Here is a 23247-nt window from a genome sequence, read left to right as displayed (position 1 = left end):
GGCTACCGGTAACTCGGCGCGTAGTCATGGAACTTGTCCACCTCGACGTCGTCGAGCACCGCGAGCGCGTCCTCGGTGAGCACCGCGAGCGAGCAGTACAGGGAGATCAGATAGGAGGCGATGGCGCTGCGGTCGATCTGCATGAAGCGGACCGAGAGACCCATCCCCTGCTCTCCCGAGAGCCCGGGCTGGAACAGTCCCACCACGCCCTGGCGCGACTCACCGGTGCGCAGCAGCAGGAACTTGGTCTTTCCGTTCTCCAGCGGGACCTTGTCGGAGGGGATGATCGGCAGTCCGCGCCAGGTCAGGAACTGCGAGCCGAACATGCTCACCGTGGCCGGCGGCACACCGCGCCGGGTGCACTCCCTGCCGAACGCGGCGATGCCCTCCGGGTGGGTGAGGAAGAAGGCCGGCTGCTTCCACACCTTGGTGATGAGGGCGTCCAGGTCGTCCGGCGTCGGCGGCCCGGCCATCGTGGAGATCCGCTGCCCATCGGCGACGCTGGCCAGCATCCCGTAGTCCGGGCTGTTGATCAGCTCGCCCTCCTGGTGCTCCTTCACCGCCTCGATGGTCAGCCGCAGCTGCTGCGCGGTCTGGTTGTGCGGGCTGGAGTACAGGTCGGCGATCCGGGTGTGCAGGTCGAGGACCGTCTGGACGGCCTTGAGCCGGTACTCCCGGGGCTCCGGCGAGTAGTCGACGAAGGTGTCGGGCAGCGGGGACTCGTCGTAGTTGTCGCACTCGATCCGCACCGACTCGGGGTGAACGACCTTGTTCACCCGGTAGATGCCGGCCTCGACCGGGACCCAGGACATCAGGTGCACCAGCCAGCGAGGCGTGATGGAGGACATCTGCGGAACGGTCTTGGTGGCGTTCGCCAGGGTCCGCGCCGCGCGGTCGCCCACCGACATCGATCGCGACGGCGAGCTCACAGCCTTGGCCATGGAGCGTCTCCTTTCCGTGTTCCGCGCCCGAGGGCCGGGCACGAATGGGGGTGAGAACGCCGACAGGACGTGCGCGGTCGAACTCACTCGCACCAACTATCGATTCACCCTCGCAGTGGCCCCGGTAGCGGTCCAATGCGTGTTTTCGAGGCTTTCATCGACGCGGGCTATCATTCGCGCATGATCGACCTGAGTCGGCTGCGTGTGCTGGTCGCCGTCGCCCGTGAGGGGTCGATCACGGCGGCTGCGGAGTCGCTGCACTACGCCCAGCCGTCGGTCAGCCACCAGCTCGCCAAGCTCGAGGCCGAGGTCGGCGTGCCCCTGTTGCAGCGGATGGGGCGCGGTATCCGGCTCACCGACGCGGGCCGGCTCCTCGTGGACCGCGCCGAGTCGATCCTCGCGCAGGTCGAGTCGGTGCACGCCGAACTGGACGAGCTGGCCGGACTGCGCACCGGCCGGGTCCGGCTGGCCGCCTTCCCCTCGGCGCTGGCCACGCTGGTGCCGCTCGCGGCGGCCCGTATCTCCGCCGAGTATCCCGGTATCGAGCTCATCCTGCGCGAGGCCGAACCGCCGGACGCGCTCAGCGCCCTGCGCAACAACGACGTCGACGTGGCGCTGATCTTCGAACACGGCGACCCGCCCGCGCGCGACCGCCGCGACACGACCATGACACCGCTGCTCGAAGAGCCGTTGTACATGGTCACGCCGGCCGACCGCTCCTGGGACGGGCCCCGCGCGGAGCTGGCCACCTATACGGAGACCCGCTGGATCGCCGGGTGCGAGCGCTGCCGCGAGCATCTCGTCGCGTCCTGCGGACGGGCCGGGTTCACGCCGGTCGTCGAGTTCGAGACCGATGACTACGTCGCCGTACAGGCGCTCGTCGCGGCCGGTCTCGGCGTGAGCCTGCTGCCCGGCCTGACCCTGCTCGCCAACCGGCACCCCGGGGTCAGACTCGACCGGATCGCCGGCATGCGCAGACACGTGGTCGCCGCGGTGCACGGCAAACCGCCGGCGTCGCAACCCGCGCAGGTCCTCCTCGACGCCCTCGACGCGACGCTCTCCGAACCGGAATGGCCGACCTGACGGCTCAGCGGTGGACGCGCAGGACGTCCTCGTCGTGGGGGTCGACGCTCACGTGATACCCGGCCGCGGTCAGGGTCTGCGTCCAGCGGCCCGGCTCCGTGGCGGGGTCGAGGGCTTCCGGCGCACCGGGCTCGTCCGGCTCGTCGGCCTCGCAGAAGTACACCTCGGACGGTTCGCCGTCCTGGCCCGCGTCGACGACGAAGCCGTCGTCCCAGCGGTCGTGCTCGCGGTGGCGGGCCAGGCGCAGCAGATCGCGGATCGCGCCGGCGGGTGTCGCGGCGGGTGTCCCGGCGTCGGCTCGACCGGGGATGTGCAGCAGGGACCGGCCGGCCTCGGCCGCCTTCAGGATCACTCTGGTGTCCAGCTCCCGGAAGTCGGGGTCGAGGGCGCGCAGGGCCCGGGTCGAGCGCGTGCCGAGTCCCGGCAGGATCGTGCCCTGGAGGTCGCGTACGCCTCCTGCCCAGCCGTTGACCTGGACCTTCGCCGGGTCCGCGATCCTGAGGAAGTCGCCGGCGATGGCGAGTTCGGCGCGGAGGCCGCCGTGGAACTCGGTCAGGTGATAGTCGGTCAGCACGACCTCGGCACGGGTGTCCCCCTTGATGACGGTGCGGCCGTGGTTGTAGACGCCGGCGAGGGTCTGGGTCACATCGAGGTCCCCCTCGACCAGGATCTCGCTGCCGGCCGTGACGAAATTCTTGGCCCGTACGCCGCCGACAGGCGGATCATGCGCTGTCCAGGGACGGTAGACCAGCCCCGGTCGGGGCGAGCAGGGGTGACGGTTCAGGCGGACCGACCCGGTCCGCGGGACCGGTTGAGGACTAAGGTGAAGTGCGGAAGTCCCAGACCCTGGCAGTTCGTCGCACATCGACACAGATGGTCCGGGAACGGATGTTCCGTCCGTGCCCTGGCGCATCCCCGGAGGGAAATCGGACGGGTCCGCCGACCTGTGCCACAGGCTGTCGGCCCGGCCCTCGTTCCGCCTCCACGTCCGCTCCCGGATGGTCCTCCGAACCGAGGCGTCATGCCCTTCCCGCAGCTCACCGTCCACCGCCATGACCGTAGGCAGCGGGCCCTGATCACCCTGGCCGGTGAGATCGACCTGACATCGGCCCCACTGGTGCGCACGGCACTCGCGCAATGTCTGCGCGAGGGTGTCCGCACCATCGACGTCGACCTCACCGCCACCTCGTTCTGCGACTGCAGCGGCCTCAACGTCTTCCTGTACGCCGCGCAAGAGGTCACCGCGGCGGGCGGGACCCTGCGACTGCACCACCCGCCCCCCACGCTGGGCCTGATCCTCTGCCTCACCGGCTCCGGATTCCTGCTCCTCGGCGAGGAGTTCGGCCCACCGGCATCCGTCCTCGCGGGCGACGTGCGGTGACCCGGCGGGAGTCGCTCGCGCACGACGCCCGCGGGGTGGGACCAGGAGTCCCGCGCGGCCGACTCCGTTCAGCGGCGCGCCAGTTGGCGTTCGCCCGCCGCGCCGGGCTGGTAGGACAGGCCGTAGTGCTTGAAGATCGCTTCCTCCGCCTCGGCCGGCAGCACGTCGTCGGTGCCGATCGACGGGGCCTGCTTCACCAGCGCTCGGGCGTAGCCGACCCGGACGTAGTCGGGCCCGACGGTCGCGTCGGCCAGCGGGACGAAGATCAGCCGGTGCCGGGTGGGCAGGCCGATCCGTACCGTCGCCATGGCCGGTTCGTCGGTCCTGGTGCTCACGTACACGGCCTCCAGCACGCCGATCTTGTGCGACTCCTCGTCCACGACATCCCGGTCGCGCCACTCTCTGACATCGGCTGCGTGAATCATGGTGTTCCCCTTCCGGACGGTTCCTGGGCGGGTACCCGCTCGCACCCTCGATCCTCCGCGTAGAGCCGCCGCAGCGCGCGTCGCAGGCCCCGCCGCATCAGGCGCGGGAGCGGCTCGCCCTCCCAGGCGGCGACCAGGGCCGCGGCCACGTCCTGCAAGTCGGTGTTGCACTGCCGTGCGACGTCCGCGAGCAGGTTCCTGGCCGGTACGCGGCCGCACGGGGCCAGGGCCATCACCATGCCGCAGGCCATGTCGACGTCCTGGCCCGCCCGGTCGTCCGCCGCCGAGGGCTCGGCCCGCGATCCCCACCAGCTCTTGGGAAGCATGGCTGTGCGCTGCACGTCATCCACCTCTCGCGTCGTCCGGCCGTCGGCCGCGCGGTTCGCGACCCTCTCGGTCGCGGCGCCCCTGTCTTTCCCGGTACCCCCTGAGATCGGAACCACCGCCCCGGATCGGTCTCGGTCCGCCGCCTCACGGGGCGGTCACGTCGGAACTGCTCAGCGCACCGTCGCCGGACGGTACGGACGACGCCGAGGTCTCGGGGGTGGGGCTGGACTCGGGACTGGAGCCCTCGCCGGCCCCCGAACCGGAACTGGAGTCGGACCCGGAGTCGGAGTCGGACCCGGTCTCCGGCGTCGCGCTCGCGTCCGGCACCGCCGAGCGGCCGGGCTGCGGCGTCGTACCGCCGGAGGTGCCCGGGGTGAGGCTCGGTCCGGGCGTGGGGTGGGAGTCGCCGGCCGAGCCGCCGCCCACCGACGTGCCCTTGCCCGGCTCACCCTTGACCACGGCCGACACCGGCTTGCCCGCGATCAGCTCCACCGCGGTCACGGTGACCATCGCCAGCGCGAACACCAGGCCCGTGGCCAGGGCGTACTTCTTCCAGCCGAAGTTCTTCCAGGTGAAGGCGCCGCGCCGGGAGCCGCCCCGATACGTGGTGACCGTCTCGCCCTCGGGGGCCGCGAAGGACGGTTCCGCGCCGGCGGCCGGGGCGCCCGGCGGCGACGCGAACGCCGCCCGGGCGTCCGCGCGCACCTGCGCCCGCTCCTCGGTCGGCGTTCTCGGCACCCCCACCAGCGGCACCCGGTTGCGGATCTCCTCCCCCGTCCGCCGGAAGGCGTGCTGGAAGACCGCCGCACCGGTGGTGGCGCTGGTACTGACCACGGCGGCGCCGATGATCGTCCCGGTCACCCCCAACAGGGAGGCCAGGAACGCCCCCACCACGGTCGCGAGCGCACTCGCCGCCACCTGCACGGCGGTCAGGTCGAGCACCTTGCGCTTCGGCTCGTGCCCCTCGCCCTCCCTCTCCTCTGTTTCCTCTTTCTCTTCTTCCTTGCGATTCCCCACCGATGTCCCTCAACGTCCCTTGACAGCAATGCAGCCAAGGGGACGACTGCCCCTTCGGTGGTGTTTAACCTGCGAGCAGAGTCACAACCCGTGCCATCTCGGCCACAGTTGACACTCTGTCTACACATACGGGCGCTCGGTGCGCCTTCGGATCATGTCGTCCGCGGTCGCGCGCAGGGCGAGCCGGCGCGGGTAGACGGCCTCCAGGAGCGGTCCCGTCATCGCGGTGGTCAGCAGGGCCATCACCACCATCAGCGAGTACAACCGCTCGTCCAGGATGCCGAGTTGGCGGCCGACACTGAGGATGATCAGCTCGGTGAGGCCGCGGGTGTTCATCAGGACGGCGAGGGCCGAGGAGATACGGCGGTCGAGGCCGACGGCGAAGGCGCCCGCGTACGCGCCGACGAGCTTGCCGCCCGTCGCCACCAGCAGGATCAGCGCCAGTTGGCCGAGGTCGGACCAGCCGAGCCCGGACAGGTCGACCTGGAGACCGGCGACCAGGAAGAAGACCGGGAGCAGCAGCACGTTGTTGACCAGGCCGACCCGCTCGCGCAGATCGGCGCGCAGCCGCTCCGAGCCCGCGCGCGGGACGACGGCCCCGAAGAGGAACGCGCCGAAGATGAAGTGCAGCCCCATCCACTCGGTGGCCGCCCCGGACAGCAGCAGCCCGGCGAACACCGTGGCGAGCAGCACCGCGGCCGGCGGCGCGGTCGCCGCCGGCCGGGTCAACAGCCGCCCGAGCAGCCGTCGTACGGGATGGAGCATGAGCAGCAGGTACGGCAGGAAGAGCAGCGCCCGCTCGGGGTGGCCGCCCGGTGCGACGACGGCCACCACCACGGCGAGCAGCGACCAGGCCAGGACGTCGGCGACGGCCGCGCAGCACAGGGCGAGTGCGCCGAGCGGGGTGCGGTGCAGGTCCCGGTCGGTGAGGATCCGCGCCAGGACCGGGAACGCGGTGATCGACATGGCGACGCCCATGAAGAGGACGAACCCCGTGTGGTTGTCGGTGGGATGGCTGTCCAGCAGATACGCGCCGAGTGCCATGCCCAGGCCGCACGGCAGCAGGAGCGAGGCCAGCGAGACCGAGGCGGCGATCCGGCCGGTGCCGCGGACCAGGGTGCGGTCGAACTCGAGGCCGACCAGGAACATGAAGACGGCGACGCCGACGTCGGCCAGCGCGGTCAGGAACGGCCTGATGTCGGCGGGCAGCAGCGCGTCGGTCAGGGCGCCGCCGAACAGGGTCGGGCCGAGGAGGATGCCGGCCAGGATCTCGCCGATCACCGGGGGCTGGCCGAATCTGCGGGCCAACTGCCCCAGCAGCCCTGCCGCGATGATGACGACGGCCAGACCGGTCAGCAGGGCGGTCGCTTGGGAGGAGGTCATGGCGGAGCGAACTCCTTAGGCCGGGGGCCACGACGCCGACGGGCGTTCAGCCGCCCACCCATTCGACCGGGCGCTCCGGCCCGGGCACCAGCCCGCACCGTACGAAGCTGTCGATATAACGGATCTGCATAGCGGCGACCGGGTCTGTGGGGCATCATCAACTTCCGTCCCCCCATTCACACTTCAGGGAGCCCCCACATGCTCCGCGGCATAGATGTCAGCGCGTACCAGTCCGCCACCTACGACACGGACGGCCTCTCCTTCGTCTTCATCAAGGCGACGGAGGGCCGCAGTTACGTCAACCCGAGGCTCTCCGCCCAGACCGCGCACGCCCGTGAGGCGGGTCTGGTCACCGGCTTCTACCACTTCCTATGGCCCGGCAACCTCACCGCCCAGGCCGAGTACTTCGTCAAGCACGCCCCCGAGAAGGCGGGCGACATCCTCGCCGTCGACTGGGAGAGGACCGGCGACGGCACACACGCGACCAACGCGGAGAAGGACAGCTTCATCCGCAAGGTGAAGGCACTTCGGCCGAACAATCGCGTGATCCTCTACGCGAACCGCGACTTCTGGCTGAACGTCGACACGACCTCGTACGCCGGCGACGGCCTCTGGATCGCCGACTATGTCACCGCCGCCAAGCCCCGCATCAAGGCCAAGTGGCGCTTCCACCAGTACACCAGCGACCCGATCGACAAGGACGTGGCCGACTTCGCCGACAAAACCGCGCTCAAGAAGTGGGCCACGAGCGCGTGACGGCTACCTCTCACGCGTAGCGACTGGTTGAGTACGGAGCCGACGCGCGGGCGGATTTGCCATGTAGTCGTTCAGGACGTCGAACGTGCGAAGGGTGGCCGGAAGAGCCTCATACCAGGCGAGGCCGCGCCAATTGCACGTGGAGCAGAGCAGAGCCCTCACGCAATCACCACAGCTCCGACGGCCGGGACAACATACGTGATCATGGTCGATGTGCATGGCTTTCGCCCCCGCGTCGGGAGTTCCACAAATGACACACCTCCCACCTTGAAACTCCAGGAGCAGGTCCACGAACTCTTTCGTCACCCGGTAGGTGCCGAGACGAACACGCTCGCTGTTGCACGGCTTGCAGTACGGCCGCGGCGAACCTGCTGAGCTGAGCGTCGAGAACTCCGATATGGGCTTGTGCTCGCCGCATCCGAGACACTCGACGATTCCGCGCTCGACCATGTCACGGACAGCACCGTTGGCTCTCTTCGTCCCCAGCGGGGAGAGTGGCTTCCCGGTTCTGCGCTGCCGGTAGTGGCCTGTGCACAGCCCCCTGGCACTCACCGCTCGCGCACATCCGCCGAAGGCACACATGGCCTTCTCCCGCACCACGCGAGCGGCACCGACAGGAACCAGACCTCCACCCTTCCGGTGTTGTGCGTAATGGGCCGGACAAAGGCCTCTCGTGAGCCGATGCTCGTCGGAAGTCCGACCACAAACCCACCCGTCCCCGCACGCCCGGCACGTCCTCACTCCATCCCCCAACCGCGTTGATCGGTACGGCACATCACCCGATCAACGAGGGAGTCGAACATGCGTCACGCAAGCACACACAGAGGCGAAAGGTTCCGGATGGGGATGGATCCGTGCCGCCCGGCGACCCGGCCGACGCCGCGGGCCCCTCAGCCCTTGAAGTCGCCCGTACGCTCGGGCGAGGCCTCGGCCAGTGCCTTGGTGACCGCCTCGATGTCTCCGCGCAGGCCGTAGACCGGGGTGCCCGGCTGCTGGTGCCAGGAGTCGTCGAGGCCGCCCGCGTCGACGGTGTCGAAGCCGAGTTCGTCGATCAGTGCCCGGACCTTCGCCTTGGCCGCCTCGTCGTCGCCCGCGACCGGGAGCGCGAGACGGTCGGGGTCGCCGGCCGGGCGGTGCCGGTCCAGGATGTCGGCGGCGTAGGTGCCGTTGAAGGCCTTCACGACCGGGCCGCCGACCTGGCGTTCCGTCCAGCGGCTCTCGGTCAGGCCGTCGTCCTCGATCTCGGCGATCCGGCCGTCGCGGCCGGGGTAGTAGTTGCCGGTGTCGAGGACGACATGCCCGTCGGCCGCCCCGTCCAGCACCCCGGCCGGCAGCTTCGGTACGCCCTTCAGCGGGATCGTCACGACGACGATCTCGGCGCCGCGGGCGGCCTCCTCGACCGGGACCGGGGTCGCGCCGGTCTCCTCGGCCAGCGCCGTGAGGGTCTGCGGGCCACGGGAGTTGGCCACCGAGACGTCGTGACCCAGAGCGGCCAGCCGCCGGGTGAGGTTGCCGCCGATGTTGCCCGCGCCGATGATGCCGATCTTCATGACATGCCCTTCCGCAGTTGATGCACATGCATACGTCTGGGTGGCATCAACCCCGTGGCTCCCGGGGCTATTCCGCCGGCTGCGGCGAACGGGTGACGGCGGCCCATGACGAGGGGGCCGGTCCGCCACCGGACCGGCCCCCTCGTTCAGGTCACGCGCTCAGCTCGCGCGCCCGGGTCACTTGTTCAGGTGCGCCCAGAACTCGTCGAAGGACAGGACCTTGTCGCCGTTCAGGTCACGGCTCTTGATGATCACCTCGGCGACCGACTCGGTGACGTTCCAGTCACCTCCCTGAGCGAGGGCGGTCTTGAACTCGGCGGCGGTGATGAACCCGTCACCGTCCGTGTCGATCCGCTGGAAATGCTTGCGTGCTTCCTCGATGTCCGCCACCGGATCCGCCCCTTCGTAACGCGCTACTGCTTGTTGACGCAGGCCAGATTAACCGGCCGCGCGAGCCCGCAGTGCGGCGACCACCCACGCGAACTCCTCCCGGTGCGCCGCCGCGGGCCCGGCGCCCTTCACCGTGGACAGCAACTCCCGGTACCGGGCGAGCCGGTGGTTGGCCGCCGACTCCATCCGTTCCAGTACGACGGCCGGGTCGCCGCCGTCCCCCAGCACCTCCCGCAGGATCGCCTCGGCCTCCGGCGACTCGGGGGCGATGCCCCGCTGCCTGGCCTCCGCGCCCAGCTGCACCAGCCGCATGGGGAACCACGTGGACCGCCCGCGGACGGCGGCGCGCTCCTGGTCCGACGCGTTGAACTCGACCGCCTTGCGCATGTACGCCCGGAACTCCGGGTCCTGGACCATCTCGGCCAGTTCCACCCAGGCGTCCACCTGCTCGGGGGTCGGCTCGTCCGGCAGGTCCACCGCGATGGACCGCATCCGCTCCTTGATGCACGGGTCCACCGTGTCGAGCCCGTGGAACAACTCGTCCACGAACTCCTCCATGATCCGCCTGCGTTCGGCCGCCGAGAGCCGTGCCAGCTTGTGCATGAGCGTCATCTCCTCCGCGGTCGAACCGCGTCGCGCCACGGTCGACAGCACCGCCCTGGTCACCCTCAGGGAACGGATCTGCGCGTCCAGCGCCACCACATGAGCGGCGGCCACCTCCGCGACCGTCGTCTCACCGGCCAGCACCTTGCGCACGTCGTCCAGACCGAGGCCCAACTCGCGCAGCGTGCGGATCAGTTCGAGTCGGGCGGCGCACTCGGCGTCGTAGAGCCGGTAGCCGCCGGCGGAGCGGGTCACCGGGGTGAGCACGCCCTCGTCCGACCAGTAGCGGATGGTGCGCACGGTGAGTCCGGTGGCTCTGGCCAGTTCTCCGATGGTGAGAAGTCCGGTGCCGTCGTCGATCATGTCTGGGAGTCTGGGCCTTCCAGTGGGTGGAGACTCAAGGAGCGCGGCGATGGAGACCTTGCGGGACATTCTCGACTCGGCGGCCCGTGGTGTCTTCCCGCCGGCGGACGGCGGTACGACGGTGGTGTCCCAGGCGTCCGACCGGGACGCGGGCGTGCTCGCCTTCACCGCGCACGCGGTGGTCTTCACGGACGAGGACCCGCGATGGGTCCGCGACACCCTGGCCGCCGTGGCGTGCGACGCGCTCGCGGCACCGATGAACCCGCGCTTCCTGACCGCGCTCCTGGAGCGGACGGGCCGGACGGCCGAGACCATCGACGCGATGCTCGTCGGCTCCCCGCTGCCCGGCGAACCGCCGCTCCCGCTGATGGAGATCACCGACGGCGACCATCCGCGCATCGTGTACGCCCGCGGCCGGCGCGACGACGTGCGCGCGTGGACGGCGGAGGGCGGGGTCCTGGTCATGGGGCGCGGGATCGCCGGCCGCCTCGAGGTCTCGGTCGAGGTGGACGCTTCGGTACGACACCGGGGGCTGGGGCGGCGGTTGGTGACCGCCGCCCGCCATCTCGTCGCGGAACCGTTGTGGGCGCAGGTCGCACCGGGGAACGCCCGCAGCATGCGGGCGTTCCTGGCGGCCGGTTATCTGCCGGTGGGCGCGGAGGCGCTGTTGCTGCCCGCCCGGACCGACTGACCGCGCCTCAGCGGAAGATGCCGGTGTGGCCGAGCGAGTAGCGGCCCGGCTGCGGGTAGACGGCGAGGCCGTGCGGGCCGCTGCCGACCTTGACGCGGGCCAGTTGGTGGCCGGTGCGGGTGTCGACGGCGTACACCTCGGAGTTGTAGCGGCCCGACAGCCACAGGACCTTGCCGTCGGCGGAGACGCCGCCCATGTCGGGGCTGCCGCCGTCGGGCAGGTGCCACTTCTTGGTGAGCTTGTTCTCGGTGAAGTCGAAGATGGAGATGGTGCCCTCGCCGCGGTTGGAGACGTACATCTCGCGCGAGTCCCGGCTGACGTAGAGGCCGTGGCAGCCCTTGCCGGTGTGCAGGAAGGACGGCTTGCCGAACGTGTCGCCGTCCAGGACCCACATGCCGTCGGCCATCATGTCGGCGATGTAGAACTTCCCGCCGTCCGGGGAGATCTTGACGTCCTGCGGCATCGCGCCGTCGAACGGCAGTTTCTGCTGCCCGACGACCTTCATCTTCTCGGTGTCGACCTTGAGAAGTTCGCCGCTGAACTCGCAGGAGACGATGAAGTAGCGGCCGTCCAGGGAGAAGTCGGCGTGGTTGACGCCGTAGCAGCTGACCGGGACGGTCTTCATGCGCTTCATGGTGTGCGCGTCGCGGAAGACGAGTTCGCGGTCGAGGGAGGCCATGACGACGGCGTACTTGCCGTTGGGCGTGAAGTAGAGGTTGTACGGGTCGTGCACGTCGACCGCCTTGCCGGCTTTTCCGGTCCTCGGGTCGATGGGGGTGAGGGTGTTGCCCCGGTCGTTGTTGACCCACAGCGTCTTCAAGTCCCAGGAGGGCACGACGTGTTGGGGCTGGGCGCCGACCGGGATGGTCTCGATGACCTTGTACGTCTTGGGGTCGATGACGGAGACGGTGTCGGAGTTGGTGTTGGGGACGTAGACGCGAGACGGGAAGTCCTTGACCACCGGGGAGAGTCTGCCTGGGCGGTCGGCCGCGTAGACGTCCTTCGGGTCGAGGACCGGTGGCATGCCGGGCAGTCCCTGGACGGCGGCCTGCTTCGCCGCCTTGGCGGGCGGGCGCGCGGCCTTGGTGCCGAGAGCCTCGTTCTCTTGACTGCGGGTGCCGGTGCCGCAGGCGGCGAGGCCGACGAGCGCGGCGCCCACGAGAAGGGCGCGGGTGAGGTGGGTCGGGGTGATCGGGGTGCGGGTGATCGGGGTGCGGGTGATCGCGGTGCGGTGCATCAGCTGAACAGCTCCGTCGTGGTCACCGCGGTCAGGCCGCGGCGGTCGAGTTCTTCCAGTACGGCGGGGAGGGCGGCGACCGTGTCCGGGTAGCCGAAGTGCAGGCTCACCACGGAGCCGGCGCGGACCTCGCCGAGGACCTGGCGGGTGACGGCGGCTGCGCCGGGCCGCGTGTAGTCGAGCGAGTCGACGTCGTAGGACAGGACGTGCGGGTAGCCGGCGCGGGCGGCGAGGCGGGTGACCTGGGGCGAGGCGCGGGGTGCGCGGGAGGGGCGGAACCAGGTGCCGATCGATCCCGTGAGGCGCTTGAGGCGGTCCGCGCAGGCGGTGATCTCGGCGAGGGCGTCGGCCTCCGACATGGCGTTGATGTCGAGGTGGCGCTGGGTGTGGTTGCCGAGGTCGTGACCGCCGTCGAGGATGCGGCGGGCCAGGTCGGGGTGGGCGTCCAGCCAGGTGCCGACGGCCAGCACGGTGACGTGGGCGCCGTGCCGTTCGGCCTCGGTGAGCAGGCTGCGGGCGATGGCGGGGTCGCCCTGGCCGTGGAAGGTGAGGGCGACGCGGGGGTGGGTGCGGGGGCCGTGGGTGAGCTGGGCGGGGAGGCCGGGGTAGTGGCGGGGGGTGGGAGCGGGGGCGGGCTTGGCGTGCGTGGAGGTGGGGGCGGGGTGGGCGACGGCGCCGGTTGCTGCGCAGCCTGTGGTGAACGCGCCTGCGGCGAGGAGGCGAAGCGCCGTCCGGCGGTTGGTCGGGGTCACCGGTCCATTTAAGGTGGGCCAGGCGTGAAAAGGGGTGATTCGTCCGATCGGTGGCTTGCGCGGGTCGCGAACCTGTTTCTCGCCCCCGCCGCCCCTACCCGTCCCATCCCCAGGGGCGCTGCCCCTTCGACCCCGCCGGGGCTCCGCCCCGGACCCCGATCGGCCCTGAAGGGGCCTTGTCCTCAAACGCCGGACGGGCTGAAAGACAAAGAAACTGAACCGTCAGCGGTCCGCCACTCTCATCTCGAACCATGTCGTCTTGCCCCTCGGCAGCAGGTCGACGCCCCAGCGGTCGGAGAGTTTGTCGACCAGGAACAGGCCGCGGCCGCTGATGTCCGTTTCCTGGACCGGCATCAGGCAGGGGAGGCCTCGTGAGGGGTCGCGGATCTCGACGCGGATCCAGCCTCGGCGGCGGCGCATGCGGAGGCCGAAGACCCGGGCGCCGGTGTGGCGGACGGCGTTGCCGACGAGTTCGGAGACCAGGAGGACCGCGTCCTCCGTCAGCTTCGGGGTGAGCCCCCATTGACGCAGGACGACCACCTGGGCCAGGCGGCGCGCCGTCGCGGCGGACTCGGGACGGGACGGCAGGGGGACCTCGGCCTCGGTCGGGTTTCCGAACAACTCCAGCGCCTTCAGCGCCCGTTCGTCCTCGACCGCGGGCGACCAACGCGCCGCGGTCGCACGGCCGTTTCCCCGCGGCTGTTCCATGCCCTCCAGCCCCGCCATGACCCCATCATGGCCGCCGGGCCCGTCCTCCGGGGCCGTTCCGCTGGAATACGCCCCCCGGAATCCACCGCTCCGATTAGGGCGTTCGGCATATGTCACAGGCAGTTCGGGTGTCTCGACGGCCCGTCTGATCTGCGGTGACGGCTCTGCTGGAGGCAATCGACGGACTCCCTCGACACGACAGATTTAAGGTTGCATTAAGGCTCCCATAAACCGCCCCATCGAGGGACCCGAATCAGACACCGCGTCAATTGCAAGGGGTTCAGAGGAACTTCGCCTTGCCGGGACCCTCCTCCACGAAGCTCCGCATCCCCCGCTCCCGGTCCTCCGTGGCGAACAGGCCCGCGAACCAGTTCCGTTCGACCGCGAGCCCGGTCTCGATGTCCGTCTCCAGGCCGGTGTCGATCGACTCCTTCGCGGCACGCAGCGCGAGCGCGGGGCCCTGCGCCAGCTTCGCCGCCCACGTGTGCGCGGCGGTGTACACCTCGTCGGCCGGTACCACCCGGTCCACCAGACCCAGCGTCAACGCCTCGTCCGCCTTGACCATCCGGCCCGTGAAGATGAGGTCCTTCGCCTTGGACGGGCCGATCAGCCGGGCCAGCCGCTGGGTGCCGCCCGCGCCCGGGATCAGGCCGAGCAGGATCTCGGGCTGGCCGAGCTTGGCGTTGTCGGCGCAGATCCGGAAGTCCGCGCAGAGCGCGAGCTCGCAGCCGCCGCCCAGCGCGTACCCCGTCACCGCCGCGACCACCGGCTTGGGGATCCGGGCCACCGCCGTGAACGAGTCCTGGAGCGCACGCGCCCGCAGGATCATCCCGGTGTGGTCCATGTTCTGCATCTCCTTGATGTCCGCCCCGGCCGCGAACACCTTCTCCCCGCCGTAGATCACCACGGCCCGTACGTCCTCGCGCCGGGTCGCCTCCTCCGCCAGCTCCTTGAGGCGGTCCTGCGTGGCGACGTCCAGCGCGTTCATCGGCGGGCGGTCGAGACGGATCGTGCCGACGCCCTCGGCGACTTCGAGATTCACGGTCATGTACGCAGGTTAAGGGGGTCGGACGGCAACGGGCCCGGTGCTGTCGGTCACAGCGCCGGGCCCGTGGATCTATGCCGGTGATCTACGAGGTGTCACGACTTCCACTTCGCCCACGACATGTTCCAGCCGTTGAGCCCGTTGTCGGGCGCCACGGTCGCGTCGTTGGAGTTCTTCACGACCACGACGTCACCGAGGATCGAGTGGTTGAAGAACCACGCGGCCGACACGGTCTTGCTCCAGCCGCCCTTGACGTCCTGGAGGCCGATGCAGCCGTGGCTGGCGTTGTAGTTGCCGAAGGCGCCGCCGCCCCAGTAGTTGCCGTGGATGAAGGTGCCGGAGTCGGTCAGCCGGGTGGCGTGCGGGACGTCCTTGATGTCGTACTCGCCGCCGTAGCCGACCGTCTCGCCGTTCATCCGGGTCACTTCGAGCTTCTGGCTCATGACCATCTGGCCGTTCCAGGTGTCGTAGCCGGGCTTGCCGGTGGTGACCGGGATGGTCTTGATGGTCTTGCCGTCCTGCGTGACCTTCATCGTGTGCTTCTTGGCGTCCACGACGGAGACCTGGTTGCGGCCGATGGTGAACTTGACCGTCTTGGACTGCTTGCCGTAGACGCCCGACCGGCCCTCGACGCCGTCGAGGTCGAGCTTGACGGTGACCTTGGTGCCGGACTTCCAGTACTTCTCGGGACGGAAGTCGAGGCGGTCGTTGCCGAACCAGTGGCCCTCGACGTCGACGGCCGGCGAGGTCGTGATGGTGATCGCCTTCTTCACGTCCTCCGGGTTGGTGATGCCCCGGGTGAAGCGGACCGAGAACGGCATCCCGACGCCGACGGTGGAGCCGTCCTCAGGCGTGAAGTTGCCGATGAAGGTGTTCGCCGGGGTCAGCGTCGTGAAGCTGGAGTCCTCGGCGGCGACCCGGCCCTTGGCGTCCTTGGCGACCGCGTGCACCGTGTACCTGGTGGCCGCGGCCAGGTGCGTGGAGGGCGTCCAACTCGCCCCGCCGGCAGCGATCTTGCCGGATATCGCGGTGCCCTTGGCGTCCTTGACCTCGACCTGCGTCAACGTGCCCTTGCTGGCGCTGATTTTGAGAGCGCCACTGGTGTCGACGGACTTCGCGCCGTCCTTCGGGGCGATCGCGACGACCGCCTCCGACTGCTTGGTCTCCGCGGTGCTCGCCGCGTCCTTGCCCTTGCTGTCCCCCGACCCCGAACCGGAGTCCGATCCTCCTCCGCCACACGCGGTGAGAGTCACCAGCAGCACTCCAAGAACCAGCGCCGGCAGTTTTCTGCTCCCACGTCCGCGTGCGTCAACCGACGCCCCCGATATCGGCCGCACGTTCAACTCGTTCTCCCCTCGCCGGGCCTGGTCAGGCCCGCACCCCGGCGCGTCCGACGCGCACATTGGCGCATATTAACTGCAAGGTTTTGGGGAAGTTGTGAGCCGAAGGTCACCGTTCAGTAGCAACATCGCCCTTCGCCCGCTTCCCCGACGCGCTCCCCCCGTCCTGGCCCCTCACCGGGTCACTTGAGCGCACTGCCCGCTTTCCACTCCTTCCAACCCATGTTCCACCCTCCGAGCCCGTTGTCGGGAGCGACCTTTTTGTCATCGCTGTGGACGACCTCGACGACGTCCCCGATCAGGCTGCGGTCGAAGAACCAGCCCGCGGGGGTGTCGGAGCCGCCGCCCTTCACGTCCCTGAGCCCCACGCACCCGTGGCTGACGTTGACGCGTCCAGGAGCGCTCGGTGCCCAGTAGTTGCCGTGCAGGAAGGTGCCGGAGTCGGTCAGGCGCATGGCGTGCGGGACGTCGGGGATGTCGTACTCGCCGCCGAAGCCGACCGTGCGGCTGTTCATGCGGGTCACGTCGAGCATCTCGGTCACCACCATCTTGCCGTTGTAGGTGGTGGTCTTCGGCGCCCCGGCCGTGACGGGCACGGTGGCCAGCAGCTCGCCGTCCCGCCGCACCTGCATGGTGTGCCGGGCCGCGTCGACCAGCGAGACCTGGCTGCGGCCGACGGTGAAGGAGAACGTCCTGTACTGGAGCCCGTAGACCCCGCTCGCGCCCTCGACGTCGCGCAGCCGCAGGGAGACGGTGACCCGGGTGCCGGGCTTCCAGTACTTCTCGGGGCGGAAGTCGAGGCGGTCCTTGCCGAACCAGTGCGGGCGGATCTCGGTGGCCGGACGGGAGGTGACGTGGACGGCGCGCTCGACGGCGGCACGGTCGTCGATCTCCCGGTTGAACTCCAGGGAGACGATCATGCCGGTGCCGACGACGGAGCGGTTCTCGGGGGTGACGTACCCGATGAAGCGCTCGTCGGGGACGTACGTGGTGAAGGTGGTGTGCCGGGCCGAGCGGCGGCCGTAGCCGTCCAGGGCGACCGCGTCGACCGTGTACTTGGCGGCCAGCGCGAGCCTCGGCTCGTCGGGTTCCCAGCGCAGGCCGTCGTCGGAGATGTGCCCGGCGACCTCCGACTCCTGCGCGTCCTGCGCCTTGACGACCCGCACCGACTCCAGGCGCCCGCTGGGCACCCGTACGCGAAGGGTCTCCTCGGGGGTCACGCCCTTGCTCGCGTCGTCCGGGGAGACGCGGATGACGTCCTCGGGGGCGGGTGCCTTGCCGAAGGCCCCGCCGATGTCGATGCCGCCGTCGGGGTCCGCGGAGCAGCCGGCGGCTCCGGCCAGCAGTCCGGCCCAGGTCAGTAGGGCGGCCAGCGCGGCCCCCGCGCGCCGTGCGCGCCCGTGTGCATGCCTCACGGCGTGACAACGACAGGGGTCGCCAAGGGAAACGTGAGTGCGACGCAAGCTCTGGGCAGAACAGTGGGGAGGACGACAGGAGAGGGCACGTCCGGTCGGGACGCCGTACGCCCCTTTCCCCGTCGTCCCACGAGCCGTGGGAGGCTGACAGGTGTCCAGCGCAGCCGAGCAGGAGGCGGTGGCAGCGGAGCTCGTAGCTCCGGCCGCCGTGGTGAACGGGTCCCGGCGCAGGACGCCGGGCGTGCCCGTGCGGCCCGGTGCGCCGATGCCGTTGGGCGCCCGGTACCGGGTCGGTCCCGACGGGGTGGCGGGCACCAACTTCGCGCTGTGGGCGGGCGGGGCGGAGGCCGTCGAGCTGTGTCTGTTCGACGAGTCGGGCAAGGAGACCCGGGCCCGGCTGACCGAGCTGACGCACGAGATCTGGCACGGCTTCGTGCCGGGCGTGCTGCCCGGACAGCGCTACGGCTACCGGGTGCACGGCCGCTGGGACCCGTGGACCGGCGGCCGCTGGAACCCGGCGAAACTCCTCCTCGACCCGTACGCGCGCGCGGTGGACGGTGACTTCGGCCTGCCGCCGGAGGTGTACGGGCATGTCCGCGACTGGCCGCAGCAGCAGGTCGCCGACACCGTCCGCGACGACCGCGACTCCGCGCCGTTCGTCCCCAAGGGAGTCGTCGTCCACGACGACGACGAGTGGGAGGACGACCGCCGCCCCAAGACCCCCTGGGCCGACTCCGTCATCTACGAACTCCACGTGCGCGGCTTCACCGCCCTGCACCCGGAGATACCGGAGGAACTGCGCGGCACCTACGCCGGGTTGGCGCATCCGGCGGCGATCGAGCACCTGGTGAAGCTGGGCGTGACGGCGGTGGAGCTGCTGCCGGTGCACCAGTTCGCGCACGAGGACCACCTGCTGCGCCGCGGCCTGAAGAACTACTGGGGCTACAACTCCATCGGCTACTTCGCCCCGCACGCCGGGTACGCGGCCTCCGGTACGACGGGACAGCAGGTGGGCGAGTTCAAGCGGATGGTCCGCGCACTGCACGCGGCCGGTATCGAGGTCATCCTCGACGTCGTCTACAACCACACGGCCGAGGCGGGCGAACAGGGCCCCACCCTCTCCCTCAAGGGCATCGACAACCGCGGCTACTACCACCTCCAGTCCGACGCCCGCCGCTACGCCGACTACACCGGCTGCGGCAACACCCTGCACGTCGTCCAGCCGCACGTGCTGCGCCTCATCACCGATTCCCTGCGCTACTGGGTGACCGAGATGGGCGTCGACGGCTTCCGCTTCGACCTCGCGGCGGCGCTGGCCCGCTCGATGCACGACGTCGACATGCTGTCCCCGTTCCTCGCGGTCATCGCGCAGGACCCGGTGCTGCGGCGCGTGAAACTGATCGCCGAGCCGTGGGACGTGGGGTCCGGGGGCTACCAGGTGGGCGCGTTCCCGCCGCTGTGGACGGAGTGGAACGACCGTTACCGCAACGCCGTACGGGACTTCTGGCGCGGCGCGCTGCCGGACGTACGGGATCTCGGCTACCGCCTGTCGGGCTCCAGCGACCTGTACGCGTGGGGCGGCCGACGGCCGTACGCGTCCGTCAACTTCGTGACCGCGCACGACGGTTTCACCCTGCGGGACCTGGTCTCCTACGAACGCAAGCACAACGAGGCCAACGGCGAGAACAACCGGGACGGCACCGACGACAACCGGTCGTGGAACTGCGGGACCGAGGGCGAGACGGACGACGAGCGCGTACAGGCGCTGCGGCGGCGGCAGTTGCGGAACCTGCTGACCACGCTGCTGCTGTCGACGGGCGTGCCGATGCTGGTCGCGGGCGACGAACTGGGGCGCACCCAGCGGGGCAACAACAACGCGTACTGCCAGGACAACGAGATCAGCTGGATCGACTGGAGCCTGCTGGACGACCCCGGCTGGCGGGCCCTGACCGACCTCACCGCCCGCTTGATCGACCTGCGCCACCGGCACCCGGTGCTGCGCCGCCGCGCCTTCTTCTCCGGCCGTGCGCACTCCGTGGACGGCCTGCGGGACCTGGCCTGGTTCACGGCCCGCGGCACGGAGATGACGGAACGGGACTGGTACGCGCCCGCCGCCACGCTCGGCATGTACCTCTCCGGGCGGGACATCCCCGGCCGGGACGAACGCGGCGACCCGATCATCGACGACAGCTTCCTCGCTGTCCTGCACGCCGGCGACCGTCCGGCGACCTTCGTGCTGCCGGGCTCGCCGTGGGCGGAGCGGTACGAGGTGGTCGTCGACACGTCGAAGGAGGAGCAGGGGGAGGCACCGGGGGCGGTGCACCGGGCGGGGGCGGCGATCACGGTGGCGGCGCGGTCGGTGTTGTTGCTGAGGGTGGGGTGAGGGTCCGGTGCGGTTCGTTTCAGGCCCATGAACTCCGGGCCGGATTCCTGGCCAAGGTCCGGAGCCGCTGATCGACTGGAACGCATGCCTCAGATATCCCGTCGCGCCTTCGGTGGTCTTGTCGGCGGCGGTGCCGTGACCGCCGTCGGCGGTGTGCCGACCGTCGCCGCAGCCGCCGATTCCGCCGCAGCCGCCCCCGCCGAACAGCCGTTCAAGGCCCGCCCCGGAGCCTCCGGCAGGCGTCCCAACCTTCTCGTCATCCTCGGCGACGACCTCGGCTGGGCCGACCTCTCCTCCTACGGCGCCCCGCACATCAAGACACCGAACCTGGACCGGCTGGCCCGGCAGGGAGTGCGGTTCACGGACGCCTACTCCGGCTCCGCGACCTGCTCGCCGACCCGGTTCAGCCTCTACACCGGGCGCTATCCGGGCCGTACGCCGGGCGGCCTTGCCGAGCCGATCGCCAACCGGGCGCAGGGGCTCGACCCCCACCACCCCACCCTGGCCTCGCTGGTGAAGAAGGCCGGCTACGCCACCGCCCTCATCGGCAAGTGGCACTGCGGCTGGCTGCCCGACTACAGCCCCACCAAGTCGGGTTGGGACGAGTTCTTCGGCAACCACGGGGGCGTGCTGGAGTACTTCTCCAAGCTGGGGCAGCTCGGCGACTACGACCTCTACGAGGGCGACGCGACCTACAGGGACCTGCGCTACTACACCGAGGTGCTGACCGAGCGGGCGGTGGAGTACGTCGGCCGCGACCACGACCGGCCGTGGCTGCTGAACCTCAACTTCACCACTCCGCACTGGCCCTGGCTCGCGGAGGGCGACGAGGAGACCGGCGCCGAGATCGCGGCGAGGATCCGGGCCGCGAAGAACCAGGCCGAGGTCTCCAACGCGCTCAACCACTACGACGGCGGGTCTGTCGCCAAGTACACGGAGATGGTGCAGAGCCTCGACGCGGCCGTGGGCGAGGTGCTCACCGCGCTGCGCCGGTCCGGGCAGGAGGAGAACACGCTGGTGTACTTCGCCAGCGACAACGGCGGTGAACGCTGGTCGTACCTGTGGCCGTTGAGCGGCGAGAAGTTCGTGCTCCAGGAGGGCGGCATCCGGGTGCCGACCATCGTGCGCTGGCCGCACCGGATCGACGGCAACCAGGTCAGCCACGAACCGAACTTCTCCCCCGACTGGACCGCGACCTTCCTGGAGCTGGCCGGCGCCCGGCCCGACCCGGCGTATCCGCTCGACGGGACCTCCTTCGCCGGCTACCTGCTGCACGGCGAACGGCTCCCGGAACGCGACCTGTTCTGGCGGGTGCGGGCCAACCGGGCCCTGCGGCGCGGCGACTGGAAGTACTACCAGGACGCCGACGGCGACGACCACCTCTACGACCTCGGCACCGACGTGCGCGAGCAGGCCGATCTCGCGCCCGACAAGCCCGAGTTGCTCGCCGAACTGAAGGCGGCCTGGGAGAAGACAGCCTCCGGCCTGCTCCCCTACCCGAACTAGCCGAACCGGCCGAGGTCCGAACTAGCCGAGAATTCCCCGTTCGTACGCCGTCGCCACCGCCGCCGCGCGGTCGTTCACGCCCAACTTGCCGTACAGGTGGGTGAGATGGGTCTTCACGGTCGCCTCGCTGATGAAGAGTTCGCGGGCGATCTCGCGGTTGGAGGTGCCCTTGGCGACCAGGGCCAGGACCTCGCGCTCGCGGGTGGAGAGGGGTTCGTTGCCGGGCGCCTTGGGGGTGCGGACCGCGGAGACCAGGCGGGAGGCGACGGCGGGCGACAGGACCGTACGGCCTGCCGCCGCCGCGCGGACGGCGGTGAACAGTTCGTCGCGCGGGGCGTCCTTGAGGAGGTAGCCCGTCGCGCCCGCCTCGATCGCGGGCAGGGTGTCGGAGTCGGTGTCGTACGTCGTCAGGACGAGCACCTTCGCGCGGGCGCCGCGGCGGGTCAGTTCGCGGATCGCGTCGACCCCCGCGCCGCCCGGCATGCGCAGGTCCATCAGGATCACGTCCGGGTCGAGGGCGGCGGCCCGCTCCACGGCCTCGACGCCGTCGGCGGCCTCGCCCAGCACGCGGAAGCCGGGCGCGGACTCGAACATGCCGCGCAGACCGTCCCGTACGACGGGATGGTCGTCGACGATCAGCACGGAGATCTGGGGCTCGGCAGGGGAGATCAGGGGTTCGTCACTCATGGCGGACCAACGGTACGCGAGCCGACAGGGCCGTGCCGTGCCCCGGTTCGGTCTCGATCGTGAGCGTGCCGGCGATGCGTTCGGCGCGGGCCCGCATGCCGTCGAGGCCGAAGCCGCCGGTGCGGGTGCGTTCGGGCAGGGCGAGGGGGTCGAAGCCCCGGCCGTCGTCGCGGATGTCGAGGATGACCTCGTAGCCGAGGAAGGTGAGGGTCACGCCGACGCGGCCGGCACCCGCGTGCCGGGCGGCGTTCGACAGGGCCTCCTGGGCGATGCGCAGCAGGGTCGCCGAGACCTCGTCGTGGAGGTGCTCGGCGGTGCCCGCGACGGTGAACTCGGCGCGGACGCCGGTGCGTTCGCCCCACTCGGCGACCGTGTTCTTCAGTGCCTCGGGCAGTCCGTGGTTCTCCAGGGCCATGGGCGCGAGGTTCTGCACGGAGCGGCGGGCCTCGCCGAGGCTGTGCCGGGCGAGCGTGGAGGCGCGGTCGAGGTGGGTGCGGGCGGTCGTCAGGTCCGGTGCGTTGGCCACGACCTGGAGCTGGGCGATGATGCCGGTCAGGCCCTGGGCGATGGTGTCGTGGATCTCGGCGGCCAGCCGGCGGCGCTCGTCGGCGACCCCGGCCTCCCTTGCCTGGAGCAGGAGTTGGGCGTGCAGGGCGGCGTTCTCGTCGAGGGCCTGTTGCAGGGCGGTGTTGGTGCGTTCGAGTTCGGTGATGGTCTCGTTGCGCTCGTGGGAGCGCTGGGTCTCCTGCTCCTGCAGATGCGCGATCACCATCTGCAGGCCGGAGTTGGCGAACACGAGCGCGGGGAAGAGGATCCACTGGACCCCGCTCTCGAACGGCAGCCCGCCGGCCTGCGCACCGGCCACGGTGACCGCGTTCGCGAGCAGTCCGAGCCGCTGCCACCGGCCCGGGAGCAGTTCGTCGGCGTCCATGAAGCCGGCGGCGGCGTAGAAGGCGAAGAACGGGTTGATCCAGGTGAGGACGAAGGCGATGGCCCAGCGGACGACGTAGTACGCCGTCCCTGTCCGGGAGGGGACACGGCCACGGCCCGGACGGCGGGAGCGGGTGCCGTGCCACCACAGCTGGAGGACGACCGCGGCACCGACCAGGGACCAGCCGAGGTACCAGTCGACGGAGCGGTCGTCCAGGCCGGAGGCGGCGACCGCGAGGACGACACTGATCCCGAGCAGACCGTACGGCCCCCATGTGTGTAGCTGCTCCCAGCGCCGCTCGATCTGCCGGTCCTTCGTGGTCATCTCCCCAGT

Annotated in this window: 24 protein-coding genes; 6 read left to right on the top strand and 18 right to left on the bottom strand. The window is 70.4% G+C overall.

From position 1 onward, the window contains the following. Positions 1-2: 2 nt before the first annotated feature. Entirely contained in the window at positions 3-941 is a 939-nt protein-coding gene (locus ACIP6U_RS26400; protein ID WP_401722472.1) for a family 2A encapsulin nanocompartment shell protein, read from the bottom strand. Positions 942-1121: 180 nt separating this feature from the next. Between ACIP6U_RS26400 and ACIP6U_RS26395 the strand changes: the two genes are divergently transcribed. Then, complete coding sequence (locus ACIP6U_RS26395; protein ID WP_401722469.1) at positions 1122-2024, top strand: LysR family transcriptional regulator; 903 nt, start codon at positions 1122-1124, stop codon at positions 2022-2024. A 4-nt stretch (positions 2025-2028) separates the two neighbouring features. Here the strand turns inward: ACIP6U_RS26395 and ACIP6U_RS26390 are convergent, their stop codons facing one another. Continuing rightward, positions 2029-2670, bottom strand: a complete 642-nt coding sequence (locus ACIP6U_RS26390) for a hypothetical protein (RefSeq protein WP_401722467.1) — start codon at positions 2668-2670, stop codon at positions 2029-2031. Positions 2671-3045: 375 nt separating this feature from the next. On the opposite strand from ACIP6U_RS26390, the gene ACIP6U_RS26385 reads away from it, so the two are divergent. Then, on the top strand, positions 3046-3405 hold the full coding sequence (locus ACIP6U_RS26385) for an STAS domain-containing protein (protein ID WP_401722464.1): 360 nt from the start codon (positions 3046-3048) through the stop codon (positions 3403-3405). 68 nt (positions 3406-3473) lie between these two features. On the opposite strand, the gene ACIP6U_RS26380 is transcribed toward ACIP6U_RS26385, so the two are convergent. The 4 genes from ACIP6U_RS26380 to ACIP6U_RS26365 all read right to left on the bottom strand — a co-directional run bounded on the left by ACIP6U_RS26380 (position 3474) and on the right by ACIP6U_RS26365 (position 6557). Further along, positions 3474-3830 (bottom strand): PRC-barrel domain-containing protein, encoded by a 357-nt coding sequence (locus ACIP6U_RS26380; protein ID WP_401722461.1) that lies wholly within the window; start codon positions 3828-3830, stop codon positions 3474-3476. Beyond that, complete coding sequence (locus ACIP6U_RS26375) at positions 3827-4171, bottom strand: ANTAR domain-containing protein (protein ID WP_401722459.1); 345 nt, start codon at positions 4169-4171, stop codon at positions 3827-3829. The genes ACIP6U_RS26380 and ACIP6U_RS26375 overlap by 4 nt, the downstream gene beginning before the upstream one ends. A 130-nt stretch (positions 4172-4301) precedes the next feature. Beyond that, positions 4302-5174: a hypothetical protein gene (locus tag ACIP6U_RS26370; RefSeq protein ID WP_401722456.1), complete on the bottom strand. Its 873-nt coding sequence runs from the start codon at positions 5172-5174 to the stop codon at positions 4302-4304. 120 nt (positions 5175-5294) lie between these two features. Then, a complete protein-coding gene (locus ACIP6U_RS26365; protein WP_401722453.1) occupies positions 5295-6557 on the bottom strand; it encodes a cation:proton antiporter in 1263 nt (420 codons plus the stop codon). A 198-nt stretch (positions 6558-6755) separates the two neighbouring features. Between ACIP6U_RS26365 and ACIP6U_RS26360 the strand changes: the two genes are divergently transcribed. After that, positions 6756-7313 (top strand): glycoside hydrolase family 25 protein, encoded by a 558-nt coding sequence (locus ACIP6U_RS26360; protein ID WP_401722450.1) that lies wholly within the window; start codon positions 6756-6758, stop codon positions 7311-7313. Positions 7314-7316: 3 nt separating this feature from the next. On the opposite strand, the gene ACIP6U_RS26355 is transcribed toward ACIP6U_RS26360, so the two are convergent. The 4 genes from ACIP6U_RS26355 to ACIP6U_RS26340 all read right to left on the bottom strand — a co-directional run bounded on the left by ACIP6U_RS26355 (position 7317) and on the right by ACIP6U_RS26340 (position 10219). Beyond that, on the bottom strand, positions 7317-7763 hold the full coding sequence (locus ACIP6U_RS26355) for an endonuclease domain-containing protein (RefSeq protein ID WP_401722448.1): 447 nt from the start codon (positions 7761-7763) through the stop codon (positions 7317-7319). 440 nt (positions 7764-8203) lie between these two features. After that, positions 8204-8992: an NADPH-dependent F420 reductase gene (locus ACIP6U_RS26350; protein WP_401722445.1), complete on the bottom strand. Its 789-nt coding sequence runs from the start codon at positions 8990-8992 to the stop codon at positions 8204-8206. 48 nt (positions 8993-9040) lie between these two features. Beyond that, positions 9041-9253 carry an EF-hand domain-containing protein gene (locus ACIP6U_RS26345; protein ID WP_123997625.1) on the bottom strand — a complete coding sequence of 71 codons (213 nt, stop codon included), beginning with the start codon at positions 9251-9253 and terminating at the stop codon, positions 9041-9043. Positions 9254-9301: 48 nt separating this feature from the next. Continuing rightward, entirely contained in the window at positions 9302-10219 is a 918-nt protein-coding gene (locus ACIP6U_RS26340; RefSeq protein ID WP_401722442.1) for a MerR family transcriptional regulator, read from the bottom strand. A 49-nt stretch (positions 10220-10268) separates the two neighbouring features. Here ACIP6U_RS26340 and ACIP6U_RS26335 point away from each other — a divergent pair, with 49 nt between their 5' ends. Then, positions 10269-10910, top strand: coding sequence for a GNAT family N-acetyltransferase (locus ACIP6U_RS26335; RefSeq protein ID WP_401722440.1), 642 nt, complete (start codon positions 10269-10271; stop codon positions 10908-10910). A gap of 7 nt (positions 10911-10917) precedes the next feature. Here ACIP6U_RS26335 and ACIP6U_RS26330 read toward each other — a convergent pair whose 3' ends face one another. The 6 genes from ACIP6U_RS26330 to ACIP6U_RS26305 form a co-directional block, all read right to left on the bottom strand. Then, positions 10918-12147: a hypothetical protein gene (locus tag ACIP6U_RS26330; RefSeq protein ID WP_401722437.1), complete on the bottom strand. Its 1230-nt coding sequence runs from the start codon at positions 12145-12147 to the stop codon at positions 10918-10920. Then, a complete protein-coding gene (locus ACIP6U_RS26325) occupies positions 12147-12899 on the bottom strand; it encodes a polysaccharide deacetylase family protein (protein ID WP_401722434.1) in 753 nt (250 codons plus the stop codon). Before ACIP6U_RS26325 ends, ACIP6U_RS26330 begins: the two co-directional genes overlap by 1 nt. 222 nt (positions 12900-13121) lie before the next feature. Further along, the gene (locus ACIP6U_RS26320; protein WP_401722431.1) at positions 13122-13625 is read right to left on the bottom strand and encodes an ATP-binding protein; all 504 of its coding nucleotides are present in this window, start codon (positions 13623-13625) and stop codon (positions 13122-13124) included. A gap of 262 nt (positions 13626-13887) precedes the next feature. Next, entirely contained in the window at positions 13888-14655 is a 768-nt protein-coding gene (locus ACIP6U_RS26315; RefSeq protein ID WP_401722428.1) for an enoyl-CoA hydratase/isomerase family protein, read from the bottom strand. 92 nt (positions 14656-14747) lie between these two features. Beyond that, positions 14748-15995, bottom strand: coding sequence for an Ig-like domain-containing protein (locus ACIP6U_RS26310; protein WP_401722427.1), 1248 nt, complete (start codon positions 15993-15995; stop codon positions 14748-14750). 179 nt (positions 15996-16174) lie between these two features. Then, a complete protein-coding gene (locus ACIP6U_RS26305) occupies positions 16175-17407 on the bottom strand; it encodes an Ig-like domain-containing protein (RefSeq protein ID WP_401722424.1) in 1233 nt (410 codons plus the stop codon). Positions 17408-17558: 151 nt separating this feature from the next. On the opposite strand from ACIP6U_RS26305, the gene glgX reads away from it, so the two are divergent. Both glgX and ACIP6U_RS26295 read left to right on the top strand, forming a co-directional pair. Beyond that, positions 17559-19790 carry a glycogen debranching protein GlgX gene (gene glgX, locus ACIP6U_RS26300; protein ID WP_401722421.1) on the top strand — a complete coding sequence of 744 codons (2232 nt, stop codon included), beginning with the start codon at positions 17559-17561 and terminating at the stop codon, positions 19788-19790. 84 nt (positions 19791-19874) lie between these two features. Then, entirely contained in the window at positions 19875-21296 is a 1422-nt protein-coding gene (locus tag ACIP6U_RS26295) for a sulfatase (protein WP_401722418.1), read from the top strand. A gap of 21 nt (positions 21297-21317) precedes the next feature. On the opposite strand, the gene ACIP6U_RS26290 is transcribed toward ACIP6U_RS26295, so the two are convergent. Further along, positions 21318-21983 carry a response regulator gene (locus ACIP6U_RS26290; RefSeq protein ID WP_401722415.1) on the bottom strand — a complete coding sequence of 222 codons (666 nt, stop codon included), beginning with the start codon at positions 21981-21983 and terminating at the stop codon, positions 21318-21320. Next, positions 21976-23238: a sensor histidine kinase gene (locus tag ACIP6U_RS26285; RefSeq protein ID WP_401722413.1), complete on the bottom strand. Its 1263-nt coding sequence runs from the start codon at positions 23236-23238 to the stop codon at positions 21976-21978. Before ACIP6U_RS26285 ends, ACIP6U_RS26290 begins: the two co-directional genes overlap by 8 nt. Positions 23239-23247: the final 9 nt, after the last annotated feature.

This window comes from Streptomyces sp. NPDC088794, from assembly GCF_044750545.1.
GTDB lineage: Bacteria > Actinomycetota > Actinomycetes > Streptomycetales > Streptomycetaceae > Streptomyces.
The sequence above is the reverse complement of the archived record's forward strand: the minus strand, read 5'-3'. Positions and strand labels throughout refer to the sequence as shown.

What these genes read in the sequence shown, in the direction of transcription:
- ACIP6U_RS26400 (WP_401722472.1), bottom strand. Translation starts at nt 941, where the DNA reads ATGGCCAAGGCTGTGAGCTCGCCGTCGCGATCGATGTCGGTGGGCGAC.
- ACIP6U_RS26395 (WP_401722469.1), top strand. Translation starts at nt 1,122, where the DNA reads ATGATCGACCTGAGTCGGCTGCGTGTGCTGGTCGCCGTCGCCCGTGAG.
- ACIP6U_RS26385 (WP_401722464.1), top strand. Translation starts at nt 3,046, where the DNA reads ATGCCCTTCCCGCAGCTCACCGTCCACCGCCATGACCGTAGGCAGCGG.
- ACIP6U_RS26380 (WP_401722461.1), bottom strand. Translation starts at nt 3,830, where the DNA reads ATGATTCACGCAGCCGATGTCAGAGAGTGGCGCGACCGGGATGTCGTG.
- ACIP6U_RS26365 (WP_401722453.1), bottom strand. Translation starts at nt 6,557, where the DNA reads ATGACCTCCTCCCAAGCGACCGCCCTGCTGACCGGTCTGGCCGTCGTC.
- ACIP6U_RS26360 (WP_401722450.1), top strand. Translation starts at nt 6,756, where the DNA reads ATGCTCCGCGGCATAGATGTCAGCGCGTACCAGTCCGCCACCTACGAC.
- ACIP6U_RS26355 (WP_401722448.1), bottom strand. Translation starts at nt 7,763, where the DNA reads ATGGTCGAGCGCGGAATCGTCGAGTGTCTCGGATGCGGCGAGCACAAG.
- ACIP6U_RS26340 (WP_401722442.1), bottom strand. Translation starts at nt 10,219, where the DNA reads ATGATCGACGACGGCACCGGACTTCTCACCATCGGAGAACTGGCCAGA.
- ACIP6U_RS26335 (WP_401722440.1), top strand. Translation starts at nt 10,269, where the DNA reads ATGGAGACCTTGCGGGACATTCTCGACTCGGCGGCCCGTGGTGTCTTC.
- ACIP6U_RS26330 (WP_401722437.1), bottom strand. Translation starts at nt 12,147, where the DNA reads ATGCACCGCACCGCGATCACCCGCACCCCGATCACCCGCACCCCGATC.
- ACIP6U_RS26320 (WP_401722431.1), bottom strand. Translation starts at nt 13,625, where the DNA reads ATGGCGGGGCTGGAGGGCATGGAACAGCCGCGGGGAAACGGCCGTGCG.
- ACIP6U_RS26315 (WP_401722428.1), bottom strand. Translation starts at nt 14,655, where the DNA reads ATGACCGTGAATCTCGAAGTCGCCGAGGGCGTCGGCACGATCCGTCTC.
- ACIP6U_RS26295 (WP_401722418.1), top strand. Translation starts at nt 19,875, where the DNA reads ATGCCTCAGATATCCCGTCGCGCCTTCGGTGGTCTTGTCGGCGGCGGT.
- ACIP6U_RS26290 (WP_401722415.1), bottom strand. Translation starts at nt 21,983, where the DNA reads ATGAGTGACGAACCCCTGATCTCCCCTGCCGAGCCCCAGATCTCCGTG.
- ACIP6U_RS26285 (WP_401722413.1), bottom strand. Translation starts at nt 23,238, where the DNA reads ATGACCACGAAGGACCGGCAGATCGAGCGGCGCTGGGAGCAGCTACAC.